This window comes from Shewanella sp. 10N.286.52.E4 (assembly GCF_041468785.1).
GTDB lineage: Bacteria > Pseudomonadota > Gammaproteobacteria > Enterobacterales > Shewanellaceae > Shewanella > Shewanella electrodiphila.
In genome coordinates this window covers 272,207-292,892 of the sequence record NZ_JBFRJJ010000022.1, presented here as the reverse complement: position 1 = coordinate 292,892, position 20,686 = coordinate 272,207, and the positions used below count along the sequence as shown (strand labels likewise).

Below are 20,686 nucleotides of genomic sequence, written 5' to 3'. Positions count from 1 at the left end.
TTTTAGGTTTTAGGTTTTAGTTAAACCCAGGTTTAGAACAAAAAAAGGCTATCAACCACTAGTAATAACATTGGTTGATAGCCTTTTTATCTCAGTTTTTATGCCGTTAATTAGCTTTCTAATTTCGCTAATTCAGCTTTCTGTTCAGTTAGCTTTTCAATATCGCGTTGATACTCTGCTTGCTTAGCACGTTCTTTCTCAATAACGGCAGCAGGTGCTTTCGCCACAAAACCTTGGTTAGATAACTTGCCTTCGATACGTTTAAACTCACCAGCGGCTTTTTCAAGTAGTTTGTCGATACGGGCGACTTCTTTAGCCACATCAATCAAACCAGCCATTGGGATTAATAACTCCATGTCGCCTACTAGCTGTGTCGTCGACATTGGCGCAGTTTCACCGTCTGCTAAGATGGCCATAGTATCTAGTTTAGCCAAAGTCTTGAAGAACGTTTGGTTGGCTTCAAGGCGAGCTTTATCCTGTTCACTTACACCACGCAGTAGAGCATTGAGTGGTTTAGAAGGGGCAATGTTAAGCTCTGCACGAATATTACGTACTGCAGAAATGACCTGCTTAACCCACTCTAAATCTTCCATCGCTTGTGCATCAACTTTAGCTGCATCAAACTCAGGGAACTCGGCTACCATTAACGTGTCACCTTCAACGCCAGCAAGTGGTTTAACACGTTGCCAGATGGTTTCTGTAAGGTATGGCATCATTGGGTGCATTAAGCGCTGCATTTTCTCTAACACTGTGACTAATGTATGGCGAGTACCACGAAGCTGCGCTTCGTTGCCACTTTGCATCACAGGTTTAGTTAGCTCTAAGTACCAGTCACAGAATTGGTTCCAAGTGAACTCATAAATAGTGTTAGCAGCTAAGTCAAAGCGGTAGTTAGCCATATGATCGTCGTAGGCTTTAACGGTTTGATTAAACAAACCAATAATCCAACGGTCAGCAAGCGACAGTTCCATTTCACCAGGCTTGCCATTAACAAGCAATTGACCACAATCTAATGCTTCACCAATAGCGTCTTCATCAGCACCTTCAGTTTGCACTTCAGTGTTCATTAACACGTAACGTGATGCATTCCAGATCTTGTTACAGAAGCTACGGTAACCATCAAGACGTTTCATGTCCCAGTTGATATCACGGCCAGTCGATGCCATAGACGCAAGCGTAAAGCGCAGTGCATCAGTACCATGTGCTTCGATGCCTTCGCTGAATTCTTTACGAGTACTTTTCTCAATTTTGGCGGCCATTTTAGGCTGCATCATGTTGCCAGTACGCTTTTCAACTAATGATTCTAAGTCAATGCCATCAATCATATCTAATGGATCAAGGACGTTACCTTTAGACTTAGACATTTTATTACCGGCTTCATCACGGATAAGACCTGTGACGTAAACCGTTTTGAAAGGCACTTGTGGCTTGCCGTTTTCATCTTTAATGAAATGCATGGTCATCATGATCATGCGGGCAACCCAGAAGAAGATAATATCAAAACCAGTAACCAACACATCTGTTGGGTGGAATGCTTTTAGCTCTTCAGTGTTTTTCGGCCAGCCTAAGGTTGAGAATGTCCATAACGCTGAGCTAAACCATGTATCTAATACATCGTTGTCTTGGCGCAGTACTACTGATTCATCAAGATTATGTTTAGCGCGAACTTCTGCTTCGTCACGTCCTACATAGACTTTACCTGACTCGTCGTACCATGCTGGGATACGGTGACCCCACCAAAGTTGGCGTGAAATACACCAGTCTTGAATATCACGCATCCAAGAGTTGTACATGTTCTCGTATTGCTGAGGAACGAACTTAATGTCGCCATTATCAACAGCTTCCATGGCTGTTTTAGCCATTGGTGCAACTGACACATACCATTGGTCTGTCAGTAATGGCTCAATGACCACACCTGAGCGATCGCCGTATGGCACTTTTAGTCCATGTGGGTCTATTTTGCCCAACAGGCCTAGGGTATCAAACTCTTCAACAATCGCTTTACGTGCAGCAAAACGCTCTAAACCTGCGTAACGCTCAGGTAAGCTGTTATCTAATTCGTTGTTTGCTGTGCCATCAGTATTAACCACTTCAGCTGAGCTACGAATGTCAGCATTAATCGTTAAGATGTTGAACATTGGCAATGCGTGACGCTTACCGACTTCGTAATCGTTAAAGTCATGAGCAGGGGTAATCTTCACACAACCCGTACCAAACTCTATATCAACATAATCATCAGCGACGATTGGTATAAGGCGGTTTACGATAGGCAGTAAGATGAATTTACCAATCAATGACTGGTAACGTTCGTCATCAGGGTGAACCGCAACAGCACTATCACCTAACATGGTTTCTGGACGTGTTGTAGCCACTTCTAAGTAGTCTTTACCATCGCTAGTTAATGCGCCATCAGCAAGCGGGTAGCGGAAATGCCACATGCTGCCTTGCTTTTCTTTGTTCTCAACTTCGAGATCAGAAATTGCGGTGTGTAGCTTTGGATCCCAGTTAACTAGGCGCTTACCACGGTAAATCAATTCGTCATCATATAAGCGTACAAACACTTCTTGTACCGCTTCTGACATGCCTTCATCCATTGTGAAACGCTCACGCTCCCAATCAACAGATGCGCCTAAACGACGTAGCTGCTTGGTGATGGTGCCACCAGATTCGTTTTTCCAATCCCAGATGCGCTCGATGAAGTTATCACGTCCTAAGTCATGACGACCTAAACCTTCTTCAGCAAAGACCTTACGCTCAACCAGCATTTGGGTGGCGATACCTGCGTGGTCGGTTCCCACTTGCCAAAGGGTGTTTTTGCCCTTCATGCGTTGGTAACGCGTCAACGTATCCATGATGGTGTCTTGAAATGCATGACCCATGTGCAAACTACCCGTCACATTTGGTGGCGGGATCATGATGCAATAATTACCTTTTGACTCATCGCCATGTGGTTTGAAGTAGCCTTGCTCTTCCCAGTTTTGGTAAAGAGATTGCTCTATTGACTGCGGGTTATATGTTTTTTCCATGGGATTTTTGTTTTCTCAATCTAAATTAATAGTTGGTATTGTTAACGAATCAACTGACTTAAACGCCAGTGAACTCAGTTGTTGTGAGTTCAATGCCTAATTGCTTGTAATCACGGTAGCGAGCACGGGCAATCTGTTTAAGCGCATCATCATTAGCAACAAAATCGATAATATGCGGGAAATTAACCGCAAATGATGGCACTTGGTCTGCAAGATTGATCAGTAAGTGACGACTTTTGTTGGCGCCTAATTTATCAAATCCAATCTCGACAGGGGAACCTGTTACTGGTCCTTCCCCTTTTAAATTGTGGGGAACAAATGCCGTTGGCTCAAATTGCCAAAGTAATTCGTCAATAGCGTACGCCTGCTGTTTGTCTTGGCAATGAATATAAATGAATTGCTGCTGACGGTAATGCTTTTCTGCCAATTGGCAAGCGGCTAAAAATACACTTTCAATAGCGCTGGGCTGTGTATTGATAGCGGGCATTAAGTAAAACAGAGTCTTTGGCATGCTTTTACTATATTTGACGAAGTAAAGACGGATTTTACACTAAAAGCAACTCATGGGGCTAGGGCGGACAGAGGTTAAATTAACATTTAGATGTGATTTTTAATTCATTTAGAAAAACAAAAAAGGTGAAGAATTGCTTCTTCACCTTTTCTTATCAAGCTCAATCTATCGGCTTGTGTCAATAAGGCTTATTCGCCTTGGTCAACACCTGCACGATTAATAAGGAATTGGCTTAAGATTGGTACTGGGCGACCAGTTGAGCCTTTATTTGCACCGCTGTTCCAAGCTGTACCTGCAACATCAAGATGTGCCCAGTTATATTTCTTAGTAAAACGAGATAAGAAACATGCTGCTGTAATTGAACCCGCTGGACGACCACCTAAGTTAGTCATATCAGCAAATGGGCTTTCAAGCATTTCTTGATACTCATCCCAAATCGGCATACGCCACGCGCGGTCACCTGATTGTTCACCCGCATTTAATAGCTCGTGAGCTAATGGGTTATGAGACGAGAATAAACCAGATGCATGTTTACCTAATGCGATAACACAAGCGCCAGTTAAGGTCGCAGTATCAATCACTAATTCAGGGTCGAAGCGTTCAACATAGGTCAGCACATCACATAATACTAAACGGCCTTCAGCATCGGTATTTAATACTTCAACGGTTTGACCAGACATAGTAGTAAGAATATCGCCAGGACGGTAAGCATCACCTGCAGGCATGTTTTCACAACCCGCAAGAATACCGATAACGTTGATAGGCAAGTTCATTTCACATAAGGCTTTCATTACGCCGATAACACCTGCAGCGCCGCCCATGTCGTATTTCATCTCATCCATGCCATCGCCAGGTTTTAATGAAATTCCGCCTGAATCGAAGGTTAAGCCTTTACCGACTAACACAATAGGCTTTTCAGTTTCATCAACTGCGCCTTTGTATTCCATCACTGTCATGATTGATTCATTGGCACTCGCGCGGCCAACAGCTAAGTATGAGTTCATACCTAGTTTTGCCATTTGCTCTTCGCCAATGGTAGTCACGGTTAAGTTGTCATGCACTTCGCCGATTTGACGAGCTTGAGATGCTAAATATGCTGGGTTACAGATATTTGGTGGCATGTTCGCAACATCACGACATAAGTCCATACCGGCAGCAACAGCCATACCGTGTTCAATTGCACGTTCGCCAATGGTTAATTCACGACGAGTTGGTACATTGAATACCATTTTACGTAACGGACGACGCGTCTCGCCTTTACGGGTTTTTAAAGTATCGAAGCTATATAAACTGTTATAAGTTGTTTCAACAGCTTGGCGTACTTTCCAATAAGTGTCGCGACCTTTAACGTGTAGTTCAGTTAAAAAGCACACTGCTTCCATTGAACCTGTTTCGTTTAAAGTGTTAATCGTTTTGGTGATGATTTGTTTGTATTGGCGTTCATCAAGTTCACGCTCTTTGCCACAACCGACTAACAAAACGCGCTCACTGAGTACGTTAGGTACATGATGCAACAAAAGCATCTGTCCTGGTTTGCCTTCTAAATCACCACGTCGAAGTAGGTTACTGATGTAACCTTCACTGATTTTATCCAATTGCTCCGCGATACCAGACAAACGACGAGGTTCGTATACACCGACAACGATACAAGCTGAACGTTGTTTCTCGGGGCTGCCGCTCTTTACGCTAAACTCCATGAGCACTCCTAGATTATTAAAGACAAATTTTTATATTTATTAGATAATGTTTTAATTAGGCCTGTTTGGCCATATTTACAAACCTTTAAGGAAATAAATCCTTGGTAATTTCCTGCTATGCAGCTAAATGAATTACACTTAAGGAAGCTCACGAGCTGGTCAGAAAACTATCAATAACTGCTAAAAGCAGACATTTTATAGTGAACTTACTCTGATACCAGCAAAAAGACAAGTTTAGACAGTGGATCCTACCTGTGATTGTATTTAGATACTTGATCGTTGAAGTTTTAAAAGCCCAATTTGCGATACTTTTGGTGCTGTTAACTATTTTTATTAGCCAGCAATTTGTGCGTGTATTAGGGGATGCCTCAAATGGTGAATTTCCTGCAACGTTAGTACTGACATTGTTAGGCCTGAATTTACCGCAACTGACGGTGTTAGTACTGCCGCTGAGTTTTTTCTTAGCGATATTGCTGGCGCACGGGCGAATGTATGCCGAAAACGAAATGGTGGTTCTCCATGGCGTTGGGATCAGTGAATGGTATGTGACTCGGGTGACTTTGCTTATTGCTGTGGCAAACCTAGTGTTTACCGGTATTTTGTCACTCTATGTTGGCCCGTGGGCCGAAGAGAAACAAAACCAAGTACTTGAGCAAGCCCAGTCTGAAGCAGGCTTAGCTGCGATTGTCCAAGGGCGCTTTCAAGCAAGCCCTAATGGCCGCGCCGTATTATTTGTCGAAAAAATTTCTAAATCCAATGAGTTACAAAATGTATTTGTAGCGCAACTCCCCGATCCGGAAGATGAAGAAGGCCTAACCAATGTGGTGGTCTCCGAGCAAGGTCGTGTTGTTGAGGACCGCTTTGGTAGCCAACAATTGCAACTGGATAATGGCGTCCGATATCAAGGTAGTGCTCATCATCTTGATTACCAAATGATTGAATTTGGTGGTTACCGGATGGAAATTAAAGAGCAAGAAGTGGATGAAAGGCGACGTAAACTGTCCGCATTACCAGTCAATGAGCTTTTAACAACCCCTGGGCCTGAAGCTGTGGCTGAATTCCAGTGGCGATTAGCACTGCCTCTTGCGATCCCTTTAATGACATTGATTGCAGTACCACTTGCTCGAGTTAATGTGAGACAAGGTAAATTTGCCAAGATGTTCCCTGCTATTTTATTGTATCTGGGTTATTTCGGCTTAATGGTTGCTGGACGTAAAGCCCTAGAGGACGAAGTGATTCCATTAGCCTTGGGTATGTGGTGGATCCATGGCTCGGCGCTGGTGATGGGCTTGTTCTTGCTCGGTAAAGAGCGTCCAAACGGTGCGAAAATATTGCAGGTATTTAAACGTAAGCATAAGCAGGAGGCAGTATGAAAATATTAGATCTCTATATTGCACGCGTTATCATCAGTACATCAGCTTTGTGTCTACTTATCTTGACAGGTTTGTCGGGCATTATTAAATGGGTTGACCAATTGCGTGTTGTTGGCCGCGGTGCATATACCATGCTGGATGCGGTCATTTATGTCATCTTTCTTATCCCACGTGATATTGAAATGTTCTTTCCTATTGCAGTGCTGTTAGGTGCGTTAATCGGCATGGGCATGTTAGCGTCCAATTCAGAACTTGTGGTGATGCAAGCATCAGGCATGTCGCGTTTACAAATTACTATTTCAGCGATGAAAACCGCTATTCCGCTGATGATCATCGTGATGGCATTGGGCGAGTGGGGCGCACCCGTTGCAGAGCGGAGCGCTAAAGAGTTGCAAGCCACTAAAGTCTCTGGCGGTAGTTTAATTAAATCTCACCGAGGGGTGTGGGCTCGGGACGGTGACTTATTCGTTAATATTGGTGAAGTAGAAACCATCAATACCCTCAATAACATCACCTTTTACGAGTTTGGTGACGATTTAAAGCTGAAAACCATGACCCAAGCAATGCGGGCGCATTTTGCTAATGGTGTTTGGCGTTTAATGGATGTAAAAAACACTCATATTACTGAAGACCAAATCACCTTAGAGTACCAGGAAGAGCGGGTTTGGAATTCAACGTTAACGCCTGATAAGTTAAGTGTGGTGTCGGTGAAACCTGAAGCATTAAGTATTCAAGGTTTGATTGGTTATTTAGAATATTTAAAAGTGAACCAGCAAGATCCCAGTCGTTACGAACTCGCACTTTGGCGTAAGGTTATGCAGCCGATTACCGTAGCTGTGATGATATTAGTTGCATTGTCATTCGTATTCGGCCCATTAAGAACGGTAACAATGGGCGCCCGAGTATTATTGGGTGTGGTTGCTGGATTTAGCTTTTATATCTGTAGCGAAATATTCGGCCCGTTGAGTATTGTGTACGGACTACCTGCTTATATTAGTGCCAGTATGCCTGCAGTATTGTTTAGCGCGGGGGCGTTATACTTCATTAGGAAGTAATTATCTGATTTTACTTTAAATATTAAAACCAGCCTGAGCATATTTATGAGTCAATGGCTAGTTTTTTTGTGTCTACTATTTATTTTTCTTATTGTTCATACCTAATACTCAGACATATTATTGATAGCTATTAGCCATTGAATGCTAATGACTCATTTAACGTTTGTGAGAGACTGCATAAAGGGAATTGAGGCTGTTAGCTCAGACTTCTAGTTATATATAGCTAGAAGCCTGAGCTAAGGTTATAGCTAAAGTGAGTGTGTAATTTTAACAGGCCATTTTGGGGTAAACACAGTTTCTACCGCCTTCTTTAGCTTGATATAGATGCTCATCAGCGCGGGTAATTGCTGAATCTACAGTGTGGTCTTTATCAGCGCTGCCAATGCCAATACTGACCGTGATAGGAATGGTGGTATTTTCGTACTCAATTGGATGGTTTTTAATGGTTAGGCGAACTTTTTCAGCAACTGCATAAGCATCATTAAGAGGAGTGAGAGGTAACAAGATTAAAAACTCTTCTCCGCCCCAGCGTGAAATCATGTCCTGTTTTCGTAACGTGCCTTCAAATAGCTTTGCTAATTTAACCAATACTTCATCACCATATTTGTGGCCGTATTGGTCATTCACATGTTTAAAATAGTCTACATCAATCAATAATATGCTCATCGTGTTGTTGTTTCTAACTACTCGAGCGTATTCATAACTGAGCTGTTCCATCATCGCACGACGATTGGGAATATTGGTTAAATGATCTCGGCGTGCCTGTTGTTCAAACTTTTCGCTGAGCTGCTTTACATGTAAAAAAGATTGGTGACGGGAGTACTCATAATATCCTGCCAAAAACGTCAGTGTCATCAGGGAATACAGCACACGCGTTTTGAATTCATAGGAATAACTGGCTTGCAGCAATTGATCGTCAGGGTAAAACATTATCACGCAGTAACAGAGTATAAAGCCTAAGGTATTTCTTAATCCGCCTTTTAATCCCCCAAAAAACATCATTACAGGCGGGACTAGGAATACCCATAACGGCCCAGTGTTATTCGAACCACCGCTATAGACTAGATATAACATTAAGGTGATTAAGCTTAACTGAATTAGGGTGCTAGACGTTTCAAAACGATATTGTTTTAGGAACAGCCAATGATTTTGTAACGAGAGGAAAAATAAAATACTCGACAGTAATAGCGTGATTGCCAGAGAGATATTGTTTTCTAGGTAAGCATTGATGCCCAATATGAAGGTAATAGAAAAGCCAACGGTGCCGAACCAATTGATAATTAGAATTTTATGACGTTTTTCAGGATCATCATAAAGCTCTGTACCACGGTTCAGATAACTTAAAAGTAATTGTTTCATCGCAATGAGGCTATTCAAAGTCTTATGTTCATCCCTTTACGCCCAAAATGTTCCTTTTATAAGCTTAAATGAAATCGCGCAATACTACTCATTGATACGCTGTATCTATTAATCTCATTATCTTCTTAAGATACTCCAGTAAATCGATTACGCCAAGTAACATTCGTATGCTAATCAATAGTCTGTTTAATGGACTAAGTAATGAAACATGTTATTGGTTATCGATAAGGCTCAAACTGGGACAGATATAACAGTAAAGGTAGAGTTTTAGGTAATAAAAAAGCCAACTGAATGAGCAATTGGCTTTATGGATATGATTAATTGCTTCATTTTTAATGAAGCGAACAATACTGACTTTAACCTTGATTAAGCACCGCGCCAGTTACGCATTTGATTCGCTTCAAGGGATAATACTACGACTTCCGAGCGAGTCATTTTATCCTGCAGGGCTAATTTGTCAGGGTTGATAAGAATAAATAAGTTACCAATACCTGCAAAAGACCAAACAACACGAGCAATAGCAGTAATGAAACTTAAGTTTTGCCCATTAGGATGCTGCACTTTTAAGCGCCATGCTCTCATTCCCAGAGTTTGACCACCGCGACTCCAAAATATGGCATAAAATCCAGCAACACATATGACTAACCAAAGCTGATAGAAACCTTGATAAAGTGGGGTTTTATTAAGCAAGTCAGAAACGTGTTCATGGCCATTCATGCCAATCACACCTGTGCTGGTTAATCCAAAAAAGAGTCCAAATCCAATCACACCAGCAACCATATATACGGCTACGGCAAGTAAAGCATCATAAATCATTGCGCCGCAACGCTTTATAAAACTAGCTCTGGGAAAGTTAGCGTGTTCTGAATTAATCATGTAAACCCTTTGAATTAGCTGGCAGGTGTGTCTTCGTCTTCTTCTCGGACAAATTTGATACTGGTAAACCCGAATCGAGCAAACTCAGTCTTACGGAATTCCTTTTCAGCTTTCGCGCCTTTTTTTGACGTCATTGCCACTTGCTGTTCCATTGCTAAAAAGCCAGTTAAATCGATGCCTTCAGCTTCGGCTGCTGCTTCATATAAATCGTGATGAACGTCATAGCTAAATGGGATAACTTTGGTTTTACCTTTAAAGGTATAAATGACTTGGCGGGCCATGGAAACTCCTAAAATCGCAAACAGTAGTATGAGTGGAAATAAACTCATACGGCTAAAAATACCTGCAACATTTCAGATGCTGACATATGGGCATTTTTTTGGCTATTATAACGAAAGCTTTAGGTGCAAGATAGCTCAGAACTTGCGTGACAATAATAATCATCATTAAAAAGGAAAATGAATGTCTAGATTGATAACGTTAGCCGCCTTGTTACTTTGTTGTTTGGGGTTAAATAGCTTTTCAACTTCTGCTTATGCAGGTATGGAAGCATTTAAAGATGGCACCGCGATAAAAGGTTACGGTCAAATTGCTGCAATCGATTCACAGCTTGTTATCCCAAAGGATATGCAATTCAAAGTCGCGTTTGATATGAGTAAAGCCGCTAAACCTAATGAGGTTAATCGCAATTTAAACACCTTAGCCAGATTTATCAATATGCATGAAGCTGTGGGGGTTAAAGCTGAGAATATACAGTTAGCTATGGTCGTACACGGTGCTTCAGTTGCCGATTTAGCAAATGATAGTTTTTATCAAAGTCAGCATTCAAGTAATAAAGAACTGACTAACGCCAACAAAGCATTAGTGAATCAATTGGTGAAATATGGTGTAAAAATTTATATTTGTGGTCAAAGCGCTGCGTATTATGGTTTAGACAAGGATGCATTACTGCCAGGTGTGGATATGGCTTTATCGGCAATGACAGCTCATGCAATATTAGCGCAACAAGGTTATAGCTTAAATCCGTTTTAAGTCTGAAAATGCTGACTGTCGATAAGGAGCAGTTTGCTTTGTTAGGGCTCTGCTTACTTTCATTTGGGCTCTGCTTACTGAGTTAGAAATACTGCTTGCTTGAGTTAGCCTTTTTTAATTTAATCCTCGCTAGGATTGAGCGCTTCTTTTATCTCATCACTGCCAAAGCCTTTGCGCATTAAGTAAGCATAGGCTTTTGATTTACCTTTATAGTCTGATAAATCATAGCGTTTTCTAGCCAACTGCTCGCGGCAGCTCTTATAAAAGTCTATATCTTCGCTAAGGCTTAGTTGGTAAATAATATTCTCAAACTCGCTGACATCAATCAGTCTTTGTTTGAGCTCTTGTAGGATAAGAGTTTCGCCTTTGCCTTTATTATATAACTTGATAATTTCAGTGGTTAAATCGACTTTGTCAGCTTTTACCGCTAATTTGCTACGCAGGGTGGCTTGCTGAGGATGCTCTGATAGGGCGTGATCTATTTCCGCTCTAGAGAAGCCTTTAGTGGTCATCTGTGAGTAAACTTTCTCTTTGGTCGTGCCATGAAAATGTTCAAATTTATTCAGCAGTCTTGATGTTGCCATAGCAAAGCTATCGACCTGCAGAGCATCCATGACTTGCTCAAGGGCTAATTCAATTTCAGCAGCTAAAATACCACGTAGTTGCAGCTTACGTTTAATCGCGCCTTTGCCAATATCATCGCTAAAAGCCAACTCGCAATAACGCACAGCAAAATGATGATTGTCTTTCAAGTAACCATTTTCAATTAATGTGGTCAGTACCGTCTCAATCCATTGCTGATTGTCAGTTTTCCGCTCAAGCTTAGTGCGGATTTCACTAATCGTGAAATCCTGCTGGCTAAGATGCCAATAAGCACTATTGAAAACATTATCAATTGTTTTAGCTTGCCGAAGCGGTTGGCGTTGCATAGCGCTTTACTTAATTAACAAGCACAGTTGCTTAAGTTGATTGTTTGGTGCAATCAAATAAGTCTTATGATGTTTGATTAAGCTAGTTTTCTTATTACCTTGGCTGACTAATAAGCCTTTCGCTAAAGCTCTTTCAGCAAAATGATTTTCATCACCACGGACATAAATCGGTAATGACTTAACCAGCTTGTCGTCTTCAAAGTGGCTTTCCAGTTGAAGCTCACATACCACTAAGCTGGATTGGCCATTGCCTGCTAATTTGAGTTTGGTGCCACTATCATCAGAGAAAGCACTGTCAGAAATAACAAACCAATCATCACTTTCAAGTTCAGTAAGTAGCTGCCCAATAGCTTGCTGCTGAGTTAACTCTGGTTTTTCAACTGCGCGGTATTGTTTGGCAATACGCTCAAATAATTGCGGCAACATGGCGCCAGCACCTTGGCTACGTGCCATTCTTATCCAAGCTGATAGATCATCGGCAACCAATTTAGAAAAGCGTTTTACGCGAAAAGATTCAACTAACCATGCACATAAAAAGTGGCTTTCTTGAGCGGGAGTTCGCTTCGCTTTTTGTTTTTCAGCAGACTCTTGTAAAGCTTGGATACCAGCTTCAGCGACATCTAAAATGGCTTGATTGTATGTTTGGGTTTGCACTATTTTTACACCGTTTAATTAATAATTTCATCACAGAAGCTTCATCTGTAATGTGGCGTTGCGACTAGACAACTTGCATAAGCTGTATTGTAGCAGAGGTACTTAAATTGCTGCTACAAACTTGGCTTGGAAGTCTTACTCAAGGCTAACATTGTATAAAAGGTGGGCTGATTTACTGAATCGTCGTTTATTCTCATTCTATTTATTAGTTTTGTTTATCCGTTTTATAAATCAGTTCTGTTCGTCACTTTTGTTCGTCACTTTTACTCAGGTGTAATAAATCCCATTTGTTGCCATATAGGTCTTGGAACACCACAACAGTGCCATATTCTTCGACGCGCGGAGTTTCATTGAAGGTGACGCCTTTTGACTTCATAAGCTCATAGTCACGCCAAAAATCATTCGTTTGTAAAAATAAAAAGACTCGACCGCCGCTTTGATTGCCAACAGCTTGCAGCTGCTGATCATTACTGGCTTGAGCTAACAGTAGATTAGTACCATTTGAGTTAGGCGGACTAATCAATACCCAGCGTTTGCCACCACCGAGATCAGTATCTTCCACTAAAGTGAATTGCAGTTTTTGAGTATAAAAAGCAATTGCATCATCGTAATTTTCAACCACGAGCGCAATATTAGCGATTTGCTGCTGTACTGTTTGCGTCATATGCCTTTCACCATTTTTCATTCAGTTAATCATTATTATGCTACTTGATATTCAAGCGACTTGAATCGGGAACCAATTGTAGCAAAAAATTTAATTACATCGATTAAATCTACAGCAGATAAACTATCGCCTGAGCTGCTAGGGTAATCCAAGAGAGGGAGCTGTATAACGCTTTGCGATCCAGTTTGGGCGAAACGCTACGACGTTGATGTGTACCTGATTCGATATTTTATTAGAAAGAATAACTTAACTTGTTTTACAGTAGTCTGGAAAAACAAAAAGGCGATAGTGATAACTATCGCCTTTAAGTAAAAAAATTACTGGTTCTGTAACAATTCAGCCGCAGCTAAAATTAACTCTGGTGCAGGACGCACTTTGTAGTTTGGATTAATGTATTGAAAATGCACTAAGCCTGCTTTATCCGCTACGTAAACAGCAGGAACTGGCAATACTAAACGTTTATCACCTTCTGGTGTTGTCCAAAGCGTGTTATCAACGCTTAACTTTGCTTGATACATCGAAGTGACTTTTTCACTGGTGTAAAATGCGATGCCAAATGCTTGTGAAGCAGCCATTTTTTCATCTGACAACAACAAGTAATCTAATTCATTGTCGTTAATTGATGCTTTTAATTTAGCGGGTGAATCAGGTGAGATACCGACTAATTGGAATCCCATTTCAATCAGTTTAGGCTCAATGGCTTTTAATTGACCCATTTGAATATTACAAAAAGGACACCAACCACCACGGTAAAAGAAGAATATGGTGGGCTTTTTAGCGGTTAGCTCTTCTAAGTTAACCTTATTGCCATCAACATCATGCAAGTCAACACTAGGAATTTGCTGACCATTCATCAATGGCATTACGTGGTATTCATCACTGGCAATGGGTTTAGCCATTGAAGGTAAACTAAATAAGGCCACTGCGGCGACTAACATCAAATTTTTTAACATGCTGAAATCCATATTCAATTAAAAGGGTCTATGTTGCGTGCTCTTCGAGGCATTTATTGCGCTCTAGTGCTCAATGTTGTTACTGATCCTTATCAATGTGCCTTATCAATCTGCTTTATCAAACTAATTTGACAAGCCAGTTTATCAAGCCAGCTTATCAAATAAGTAAGGCAATCGATGAATTTTCACAGTAACGACTAATACTAGACCTGAGCATATCATTTTTTATTTCACTCGATTGAATAAAAGTGAATTTAGATTTACTTATTCTGTTTAACGTCTTTACTAGTTAGTTTGTTCGAGGCAATAAAAAAGGCGCTATCAGCGCCTTTAATCATACTCAACTTAGGTTATTACTTTAGCAATTACTTCAGTTTTTTGTATTTAACTGTACTGCTTGATTTACCTACAGTCACGCGGCGACCTTGCATGTTACGCTCTGCCACAACTTGCTCGCCAGCATTGTCAGAACGTTGTTGTTTCTTAGCGAAACTACGACGCTTTTGAATTTGCTTAAGCAGCATTTCACGGCTGCCGACTTCATAGCCTGCAACTGTAATACGGCGAATTGGTTGACCGATTAACTTTTCGATATCCGCTAAGGTACGTTCTTCTTCACGACTTACAAATGAAATTGCAGTACCTGATTTACCTGCACGGCCTGTACGACCAATACGGTGAACATAATCTTCTGCAAGAAATGGTAAGTCATAGTTTACGACGTAACCTAGATTTTGAATATCTAAACCACGTGCTGCGACTTCAGTTGCAACCAGTACGCGCACTTTGCCTTCAACAAACTCACGTAAAGCGCGGCGGCGGCTACCTTGAGCTTTTTCACCATGTACAACCGCTGATGGAATACCATCAAGGTTTAATTCTTTTACTAGCACATCTGCTGCATCACGAGTTGCGGTAAACACCAATACTTGTTGCCAATTTTTAGTGCCAATTAACTCTGATAAAAGTTCACGTTTGCGACGCTGCTCAACGGGGTATACCACTTGGCTGACGGTTGCTGCTGTGGTGTTTTGCTTGTCAGCGGTAATCACCTTTGGTTTCTCTAGCATTTCATTAGCCAATTTTTTAACTGACGTAGAAAAGGTTGCTGAGAATAATAAGTTTTGACGTTGCTTATTAACCGCTTGAAGAATTTTTTGAATATCAGTGCTAAAACCCATGTCTAACATACGGTCAGCTTCATCGAGTACTAAAAATTCAACGTTTGATAAGCTTAAGTTACAAGCAAGAAGGTGCTCTAATAAACGACCTGGTGTGGCAACAATAATGTCAGCACCACGTTTAAGCTTTTGCGCTTGGGTTGCGACTTTAACACCACCGTAAATGGTCAACACTTCGATGTTAATATTTTTACTGTAGTCGTTAATGTTTTCAGCGACTTGAGCTGCAAGTTCGCGGGTCGGTGTTAAAATCAATGCACGTGTATTTGAATGCTGTAATTCACGTGGATTTTCAAACATTTTTTGAAGCATTGGTAATGCAAATGCTGCCGTTTTACCTGTACCAGTCTGAGCACTCGCTAGGACATCTTCACCACGGCGAATAGCTGGAATAGCTTGCTGTTGAACAGGTGTCATAGTTTTATAACCACAATCAGCGATCGCACTTAATATTTCTGGGGCGAAGCTAAAAGATTCAAATTTCATCGGTGTATATTCCTATGGTAATCACGTTATTCAACAGTTTAAATGTTTGCCGATTGTAGATAGAAGTATAACGGCTATAACAAGCGGCGGCGGAGTATAACAAAAAAAATTGATTATTTCTTTCCTAAATTATCTATTAAGCTGAAGTTGGCATTTTCGGTAAACCTATTACTTGCATCGCATAGAATTCTTACTGCTTAGTAAATATCAGCAATGTGCTAGCTGTAGGCGTTAAGGCTAAAACTAGTATCAACAAAAATGCCAAGCTCAGATTGAGCTTGGCATTATCAGTTTAAGCAAAATTACTACAGTTAGCTTTTGGTTTGATTATGTTAAAGCACTTTTTATAAGTGCTTTTATAAACGCTTTCTTAAACGCTTTCTTAAACGCTAATTGTAAGCAGTAAATTAAATTGCTTGAGTCACTTCAGTTAACCACGTTAAGTCATCACCTTGCATCATAGGTGAAATTTTAGCGAAGACTAATTCATGGTATTGATTAAACCAGTTTACTTCCGCTTCGCTCAGTAATGATTTATCAACCAGTCTTTTATCCATTGGAATAAGGGTTAATGCATCAAACTCCATCATTTCTCTTTCAGGATTTGCAAGTTTCGATGGCACGATAGCCACTAGATTTTCAATACGGATACCAAATTCATCTGCGCGGTAATAACCTGGCTCATTTGACAGCACCATACCTGGAACCAATGCCACATTATTCACATTTTTACCAATACGTTGCGGGCCTTCGTGAACACTTAGGAAGTGACCAACACCATGACCTGTACCGTGGTCGTAATCACAGCCATGCTGCCATAAGTACTGACGTGCGAAGCCATCGAGCTGTTGACCTGATGTGCCTTTCGGGAATTTAGCTTGATCAAGGGCGATATGTCCTTTTAATACTAAAGTGAACATTTTTTGCTGTTCGGCGGTGACATCGCCAATAGCGATAGTACGAGTAACATCCGTTGTGCCATCGATATATTGCGCGCCAGAATCTACTAAATAAATGCTGTTCATGGTCATCTGACTTGGTGTGCCGTCAAGGTGGTTGTAGTGGCACATTGCGCCGTTACCGCCAGTAGCAGAAATAGTATCAAAACTCGGTTCACGATATAGCGGATCAGTTAAGCGGAATGATTCAAGTTTATCAGCAAGTTCAGCTTCATCATGCATGATATTAGCTGCGACTTTTCGGTCAAGCCAAGCAAGGAAACGACTGACTGCAACGCCGTCTCTCAGGTGACTTTCACGCATGCCATTAAGCTCGGCAGCATTTTTTTGTGCTTTTGGGAGTGCCACAGGATCAGAACCTGCGATGAGTACTGCACCAGCATTTTTAGCGGTGAGTTGGCTCCAAGCGTTTGCCGTATTAGGGTCAGCCAGTAACTTCACACCATTCAATTGTGATAATGCATCAGCCAGTAAAGATTCATCTTTAAACTCAACGCCACTACCTACATGCTCGCTAAAACCTGCTGGCAGTTTATTGCTATCTGCAAATAAGGTCATATCGCCATTGGTAGAAAGTAATGCACAACCTAAAGTCACAGGCAGTCTTGGAACGTCGCTGCCACGAATATTCAATAACCAGCAAAATGAATCTAATGCTGAAATTAGCGCCATGTCAGCGCCTTGTTTTGCGACCAGTTCACCAATTTGCTGACGTTTTTCAATGCTGTTTCGGCCTGCGCCTTCGTGGCTGAACAAGCTAATGAGCTCGCTTGACAGTGCTGGGCGATCTTGCCAATGAACATCAATCGGGTTTTCATCAACGCTTACTAGACTTAAATTTGCTTTAACCAGTTTTTGCTCAGCTTGTTGGTACCAAGCTAATGTGTGTAAACGGCTATCAATGCCTACGCGCGCTCCTGCGCCTAGTTGTTCAATCAACCATTCTACTTGAGGCGTGTCGTACAAGCTTTCATAACTAAATAACTCAGCACTTACTTGCTGCTTCACTTGAACGGTGTAACGACCATCAATGAAAATAGCGGCGCTGTCTTTTAATACAATAGCCATACCTGCAGAGCCTGTAAAATCAGTCGCCCATAATAGGCGCTCGTTGCGCTCAGGGACATATTCCCCAAGGTATTCATCAGCTCTAGGAATAATGAATGCATCTAGATTGTGTTTGGTAAGTTCCTGACGAATAGCGTCAAGCCGCTGATTGATTTTCTCTGACATGATAGCTCCATTGGAGGTTGCTGATTGACTCAGTCTTATTGAGGAATGGCGATTATCGCAATTGCGTTAGGTTATTTGCAAGTAAAGAAGTTACCAGCGTAATAGTTGCATCATTGATAAGCGGTTAAATATAATTTGTAACTTTATATTGTATACATTTTAAATTAGCAGTTTACACTATGGCAAATATCTCATCATCAGTTAACTTTTTATGGAGTCATTTATGACTATTGGTGTCGGCACCCAAACACAAGAACAAGCATTCTCTAGCTTATCTGATATGACTACTGATGTAGCCCATATAGAATTAGCTGAATTCGAACAACGTATTGCCAAAGCGCAAAGCTTAATGCAGCAACAAGGCATTGAAGCCATTTATATCAATGCCGGCACAAACCTATATTACTTTACTGGTACCAAATGGTACGCCAGTGAGCGAGTGGTGGGTGCGATTATTCCTGCTGTAGGTAATGTTGAATATATTGCGCCTGCCTTTGAGCTAGATACCCTTGAAGGCTATATGGCGATTAAAGGCAAAGTGAATACTTGGCAAGAGGATGAAAGCCCTTATGCCTTATTTGCACAAATGCTCGACAATATGGGGATTCATAGCGGTAAAGTGGGTATTGATGAATCAACAGCATTCTTCATTTTCGATGGAATGCGCCTTGCCAACGACAAGCTGAACTATATCAATGCAAAAAGTATTACAGCTGGCTGCAGAATGATTAAGTCAGCAGCTGAACTCGGCTTACTGCAACGCGCAAAAGATATGACACTTGCTGTGCATGTGGCCACTGCAAGTATTTTACATGAAGGGATAACCACAGCTGAGGTTGAAGCTTTTATCCATGAAGCGCATAAACGTGTTGGCGCTCCAGCGGGTTCTTATTTTTGCATCGTGTTATTTGGTGAAGATACAGCGTATCCACATGGGGTTAAATCACCTAAAACTCTTGAGCAAAATGATACGGTATTGATTGATACAGGTTGTCAGCTTGGCGGTTATAACTCTGACATAACCCGTACTTATGTGTTCGGTGAAGCCAATGAGCGACAACGTAGTTTGTGGGATCTTGAACAGCAAGCCCAGCTTGCGGCATTCGCAGCAGCCCAAATTGGTGAAACTTGTGCCAATGTTGATAGAGCTGCCAGAGCGGTGATTGTCGATGCTGGTTTTGGTCCAGGGTATGATGTGCCAGGATTGCCACACCGTACAGGTCATGGGGTTGGTTTAGATATTCATGAATGGCCATATTTAGTGTTAAATGATCAAACGCCACTAGAAGCTGGTATGTGTTTTAGTAATGAACCAATGCTGTGTGTACCAGGAGAGTTTGGTGTACGTCATGAAGACCATTTTTATATGACGGATGCTGGCCCTGTTTGGTTTACTACACCGGCTAAGTCTATTGACGACCCGTTTGATTTAGCTAAGTAAGTTTAAGCGCTAAAACCAGACTGAGAGCCAGAGTGAGAACCAGAGTAAGAACTAGAGCAAGAACTCGTTGTTAATAAGTACAACCAACGCTAATGCAGAATAAAAAATGCCCTATTGGTGATTAAACCAATAGGGCATTTTTATGATTCAGATGAGTTAACTGTCTTATTCTTAGCTTCGTCTTAGTTAATCGCTAATAACTCAACTTCAAAAATCAGTACCGAACCACCTTCAATTTTACCTGCAGCGCGGTTGCCGTAAGCTAATGTGCTCGGAACAAAGAACTTAAATTTATCACCAACATTCATCAACTGAACACCTTCTGTCCAGCCTGGAATTACACGGTTAAGTGGAAAATCAATACTTTCACCACGGTCAACCGAGCTATCGAAAATCGTCCCATCAATTAATGTGCCGTGATAATGCACTGTAACCGTATCAGTCGCTTTTGGGTGTTCTGTGCCATCGCCTTTGTGCATAACTAAATACTGTAGGCCAGAAAGTGTTGTTACTACGCCTTCTTTTGCTTGGTTCTCAAGTAAGAAAGCATTGCCTTTCGTTATATTTTCTTGGGCAGCTTTTTTATTATTTGATTGAGTGAAAAAGTAAAAGATGAGTCCTGCGATGACGCATACAGCCAAAACGACTTTCATAGTATTAATCCCGATGTATTTTTTAGTAAGTTTTTTAGCTGAAACGGTATCGTTTCAACCTCGAGTAACTTTTACGTTAATAAGCCTGTTATTTAATAGGTAAGTAACAAGGAAGTTATGCGCAAGTCAGTCGATAAAAATTCTGATTGAGAACCTGATATGCATGGTACTGATAGAAATAAGCGGGGTAAAGCGAAAGCGTCATTTGTTGTACCTAGGCTTTATTGACTCACTGGTTTAGGAGCAAGATGTGACATTATTGAGCAAAAAAAGTGATATAAGCCATTAAAGAAGCAAAAGAAAAGTTAACTAATATCATTAAGCGATAAATCCACTTAAACGGCGTTTTCTGGGTTTTATGTCTGAACACCTCTTGCGCAATAATACCGGCGGGCCAGCCACCTATAAGTGCAAAACCATGCAGTGTTTGCTCTTGAATGCGCCACTTCTGTTTACTTGCCGCGCGTTTATCTCGCCATGTGATAAAGCCACTGATCAGATTGACTGCCAACAAGTAATAGCCAAGGTTCATCGATATCATAAAGCCGATGACTAACATGGTAGCTAAACTTATCAGGCCGAAAATCTTCATCATTGACTCGCT

General features: G+C 41.3%; 18 protein-coding genes. 4 read left to right on the top strand and 14 right to left on the bottom strand.

All coding sequences use genetic code 11. From position 1 onward, the window contains the following. Positions 1-110 precede the first annotated feature (110 nt). The 3 genes from AB4153_RS13030 to pepA all read right to left on the bottom strand — a co-directional run bounded on the left by AB4153_RS13030 (position 111) and on the right by pepA (position 5,234). Positions 111-3,026, bottom strand: a complete 2,916-nt coding sequence (locus tag AB4153_RS13030; protein WP_371997715.1) for a valine--tRNA ligase — start codon at positions 3,024-3,026, stop codon at positions 111-113. 58 nt (positions 3,027-3,084) lie between these two features. After that, complete coding sequence (locus tag AB4153_RS13025; RefSeq protein WP_371997714.1) at positions 3,085-3,537, bottom strand: DNA polymerase III subunit chi; 453 nt, start codon at positions 3,535-3,537, stop codon at positions 3,085-3,087. A gap of 188 nt (positions 3,538-3,725) precedes the next feature. Further along, on the bottom strand, positions 3,726-5,234 hold the full coding sequence (pepA, locus tag AB4153_RS13020) for a leucyl aminopeptidase (protein ID WP_102529777.1): 1,509 nt from the start codon (positions 5,232-5,234) through the stop codon (positions 3,726-3,728). 254 nt (positions 5,235-5,488) lie between these two features. Here pepA and lptF point away from each other — a divergent pair, with 254 nt between their 5' ends. Continuing rightward, on the top strand, positions 5,489-6,607 hold the full coding sequence (gene lptF / locus AB4153_RS13015; protein WP_102529776.1) for an LPS export ABC transporter permease LptF: 1,119 nt from the start codon (positions 5,489-5,491) through the stop codon (positions 6,605-6,607). Next, on the top strand, positions 6,604-7,662 hold the full coding sequence (gene lptG / locus AB4153_RS13010) for an LPS export ABC transporter permease LptG (RefSeq protein WP_102529775.1): 1,059 nt from the start codon (positions 6,604-6,606) through the stop codon (positions 7,660-7,662). The genes lptF and lptG overlap by 4 nt, the downstream gene beginning before the upstream one ends. Before the next feature lie 267 nt (positions 7,663-7,929). Here the strand turns inward: lptG and AB4153_RS13005 are convergent, their stop codons facing one another. The 3 genes from AB4153_RS13005 to AB4153_RS12995 all read right to left on the bottom strand — a co-directional run bounded on the left by AB4153_RS13005 (position 7,930) and on the right by AB4153_RS12995 (position 10,178). Next, positions 7,930-9,021 (bottom strand): GGDEF domain-containing protein, encoded by a 1,092-nt coding sequence (locus tag AB4153_RS13005; protein WP_371997713.1) that lies wholly within the window; start codon positions 9,019-9,021, stop codon positions 7,930-7,932. 366 nt (positions 9,022-9,387) lie between these two features. Beyond that, positions 9,388-9,897 carry an RDD family protein gene (locus tag AB4153_RS13000; protein ID WP_371997712.1) on the bottom strand — a complete coding sequence of 170 codons (510 nt, stop codon included), beginning with the start codon at positions 9,895-9,897 and terminating at the stop codon, positions 9,388-9,390. Positions 9,898-9,911: 14 nt separating this feature from the next. Further along, positions 9,912-10,178, bottom strand: a complete 267-nt coding sequence (locus AB4153_RS12995) for a DUF2960 domain-containing protein (RefSeq protein ID WP_102529772.1) — start codon at positions 10,176-10,178, stop codon at positions 9,912-9,914. A 181-nt stretch (positions 10,179-10,359) separates the two neighbouring features. On the opposite strand from AB4153_RS12995, the gene AB4153_RS12990 reads away from it, so the two are divergent. Continuing rightward, entirely contained in the window at positions 10,360-10,929 is a 570-nt protein-coding gene (locus tag AB4153_RS12990; protein WP_371997710.1) for a DsrE family protein, read from the top strand. A 119-nt stretch (positions 10,930-11,048) separates the two neighbouring features. On the opposite strand, the gene AB4153_RS12985 is transcribed toward AB4153_RS12990, so the two are convergent. The 6 genes from AB4153_RS12985 to AB4153_RS12960 all read right to left on the bottom strand — a co-directional run bounded on the left by AB4153_RS12985 (position 11,049) and on the right by AB4153_RS12960 (position 17,988). Beyond that, on the bottom strand, positions 11,049-11,858 hold the full coding sequence (locus AB4153_RS12985; RefSeq protein ID WP_303512381.1) for a regulatory protein RecX: 810 nt from the start codon (positions 11,856-11,858) through the stop codon (positions 11,049-11,051). A gap of 6 nt (positions 11,859-11,864) precedes the next feature. After that, positions 11,865-12,512 (bottom strand): DUF2913 family protein, encoded by a 648-nt coding sequence (locus tag AB4153_RS12980; protein WP_102529769.1) that lies wholly within the window; start codon positions 12,510-12,512, stop codon positions 11,865-11,867. Between the two features lie 244 nt (positions 12,513-12,756). Then, positions 12,757-13,176, bottom strand: coding sequence for a VOC family protein (locus tag AB4153_RS12975; RefSeq protein ID WP_371997708.1), 420 nt, complete (start codon positions 13,174-13,176; stop codon positions 12,757-12,759). Between the two features lie 317 nt (positions 13,177-13,493). Then, the gene (locus tag AB4153_RS12970) at positions 13,494-14,129 is read right to left on the bottom strand and encodes a peroxiredoxin-like family protein (RefSeq protein WP_102529768.1); all 636 of its coding nucleotides are present in this window, start codon (positions 14,127-14,129) and stop codon (positions 13,494-13,496) included. 365 nt (positions 14,130-14,494) lie between these two features. Continuing rightward, positions 14,495-15,796 (bottom strand): DEAD/DEAH box helicase, encoded by a 1,302-nt coding sequence (locus tag AB4153_RS12965; protein ID WP_102529767.1) that lies wholly within the window; start codon positions 15,794-15,796, stop codon positions 14,495-14,497. 407 nt (positions 15,797-16,203) lie between these two features. Next, positions 16,204-17,988, bottom strand: coding sequence for an aminopeptidase P family protein (locus tag AB4153_RS12960; protein WP_371997706.1), 1,785 nt, complete (start codon positions 17,986-17,988; stop codon positions 16,204-16,206). A 223-nt stretch (positions 17,989-18,211) separates the two neighbouring features. On the opposite strand from AB4153_RS12960, the gene AB4153_RS12955 reads away from it, so the two are divergent. Continuing rightward, the gene (locus AB4153_RS12955) at positions 18,212-19,429 is read left to right on the top strand and encodes a M24 family metallopeptidase (RefSeq protein ID WP_371997704.1); all 1,218 of its coding nucleotides are present in this window, start codon (positions 18,212-18,214) and stop codon (positions 19,427-19,429) included. Positions 19,430-19,611: 182 nt separating this feature from the next. Here AB4153_RS12955 and AB4153_RS12950 read toward each other — a convergent pair whose 3' ends face one another. Together AB4153_RS12950 and AB4153_RS12945 are read right to left on the bottom strand one after the other, a co-directional pair. Further along, positions 19,612-20,082: an FKBP-type peptidyl-prolyl cis-trans isomerase gene (locus AB4153_RS12950; protein ID WP_102529764.1), complete on the bottom strand. Its 471-nt coding sequence runs from the start codon at positions 20,080-20,082 to the stop codon at positions 19,612-19,614. 256 nt (positions 20,083-20,338) lie between these two features. Then, on the bottom strand, positions 20,339-20,677 hold the full coding sequence (locus AB4153_RS12945) for a DUF1294 domain-containing protein (protein ID WP_102529763.1): 339 nt from the start codon (positions 20,675-20,677) through the stop codon (positions 20,339-20,341). Positions 20,678-20,686: the final 9 nt, after the last annotated feature.

Bases quoted from the DNA above. Each gene is read 5' to 3' on its own strand.
- AB4153_RS12975 (WP_371997708.1), bottom strand. From the start codon at position 13,176: ATGACGCAAACAGTACAGCAGCAAATCGCTAATATTGCGCTCGTGGTT.
- AB4153_RS12990 (WP_371997710.1), top strand. From the start codon at position 10,360: ATGTCTAGATTGATAACGTTAGCCGCCTTGTTACTTTGTTGTTTGGGG.
- AB4153_RS12970 (WP_102529768.1), bottom strand. From the start codon at position 14,129: ATGTTAAAAAATTTGATGTTAGTCGCCGCAGTGGCCTTATTTAGTTTA.
- AB4153_RS13025 (WP_371997714.1), bottom strand. From the start codon at position 3,537: ATGCCAAAGACTCTGTTTTACTTAATGCCCGCTATCAATACACAGCCC.
- AB4153_RS13000 (WP_371997712.1), bottom strand. From the start codon at position 9,897: ATGATTAATTCAGAACACGCTAACTTTCCCAGAGCTAGTTTTATAAAG.
- AB4153_RS12945 (WP_102529763.1), bottom strand. From the start codon at position 20,677: ATGATGAAGATTTTCGGCCTGATAAGTTTAGCTACCATGTTAGTCATC.
- AB4153_RS12960 (WP_371997706.1), bottom strand. From the start codon at position 17,988: ATGTCAGAGAAAATCAATCAGCGGCTTGACGCTATTCGTCAGGAACTT.
- lptG (WP_102529775.1), top strand. From the start codon at position 6,604: ATGAAAATATTAGATCTCTATATTGCACGCGTTATCATCAGTACATCA.
- AB4153_RS13005 (WP_371997713.1), bottom strand. From the start codon at position 9,021: ATGAAACAATTACTTTTAAGTTATCTGAACCGTGGTACAGAGCTTTAT.
- AB4153_RS12955 (WP_371997704.1), top strand. From the start codon at position 18,212: ATGACTATTGGTGTCGGCACCCAAACACAAGAACAAGCATTCTCTAGC.
- AB4153_RS12985 (WP_303512381.1), bottom strand. From the start codon at position 11,858: ATGCAACGCCAACCGCTTCGGCAAGCTAAAACAATTGATAATGTTTTC.
- pepA (WP_102529777.1), bottom strand. From the start codon at position 5,234: ATGGAGTTTAGCGTAAAGAGCGGCAGCCCCGAGAAACAACGTTCAGCT.
- AB4153_RS12995 (WP_102529772.1), bottom strand. From the start codon at position 10,178: ATGGCCCGCCAAGTCATTTATACCTTTAAAGGTAAAACCAAAGTTATC.
- AB4153_RS12965 (WP_102529767.1), bottom strand. From the start codon at position 15,796: ATGAAATTTGAATCTTTTAGCTTCGCCCCAGAAATATTAAGTGCGATC.
- AB4153_RS13030 (WP_371997715.1), bottom strand. From the start codon at position 3,026: ATGGAAAAAACATATAACCCGCAGTCAATAGAGCAATCTCTTTACCAA.
- AB4153_RS12950 (WP_102529764.1), bottom strand. From the start codon at position 20,082: ATGAAAGTCGTTTTGGCTGTATGCGTCATCGCAGGACTCATCTTTTAC.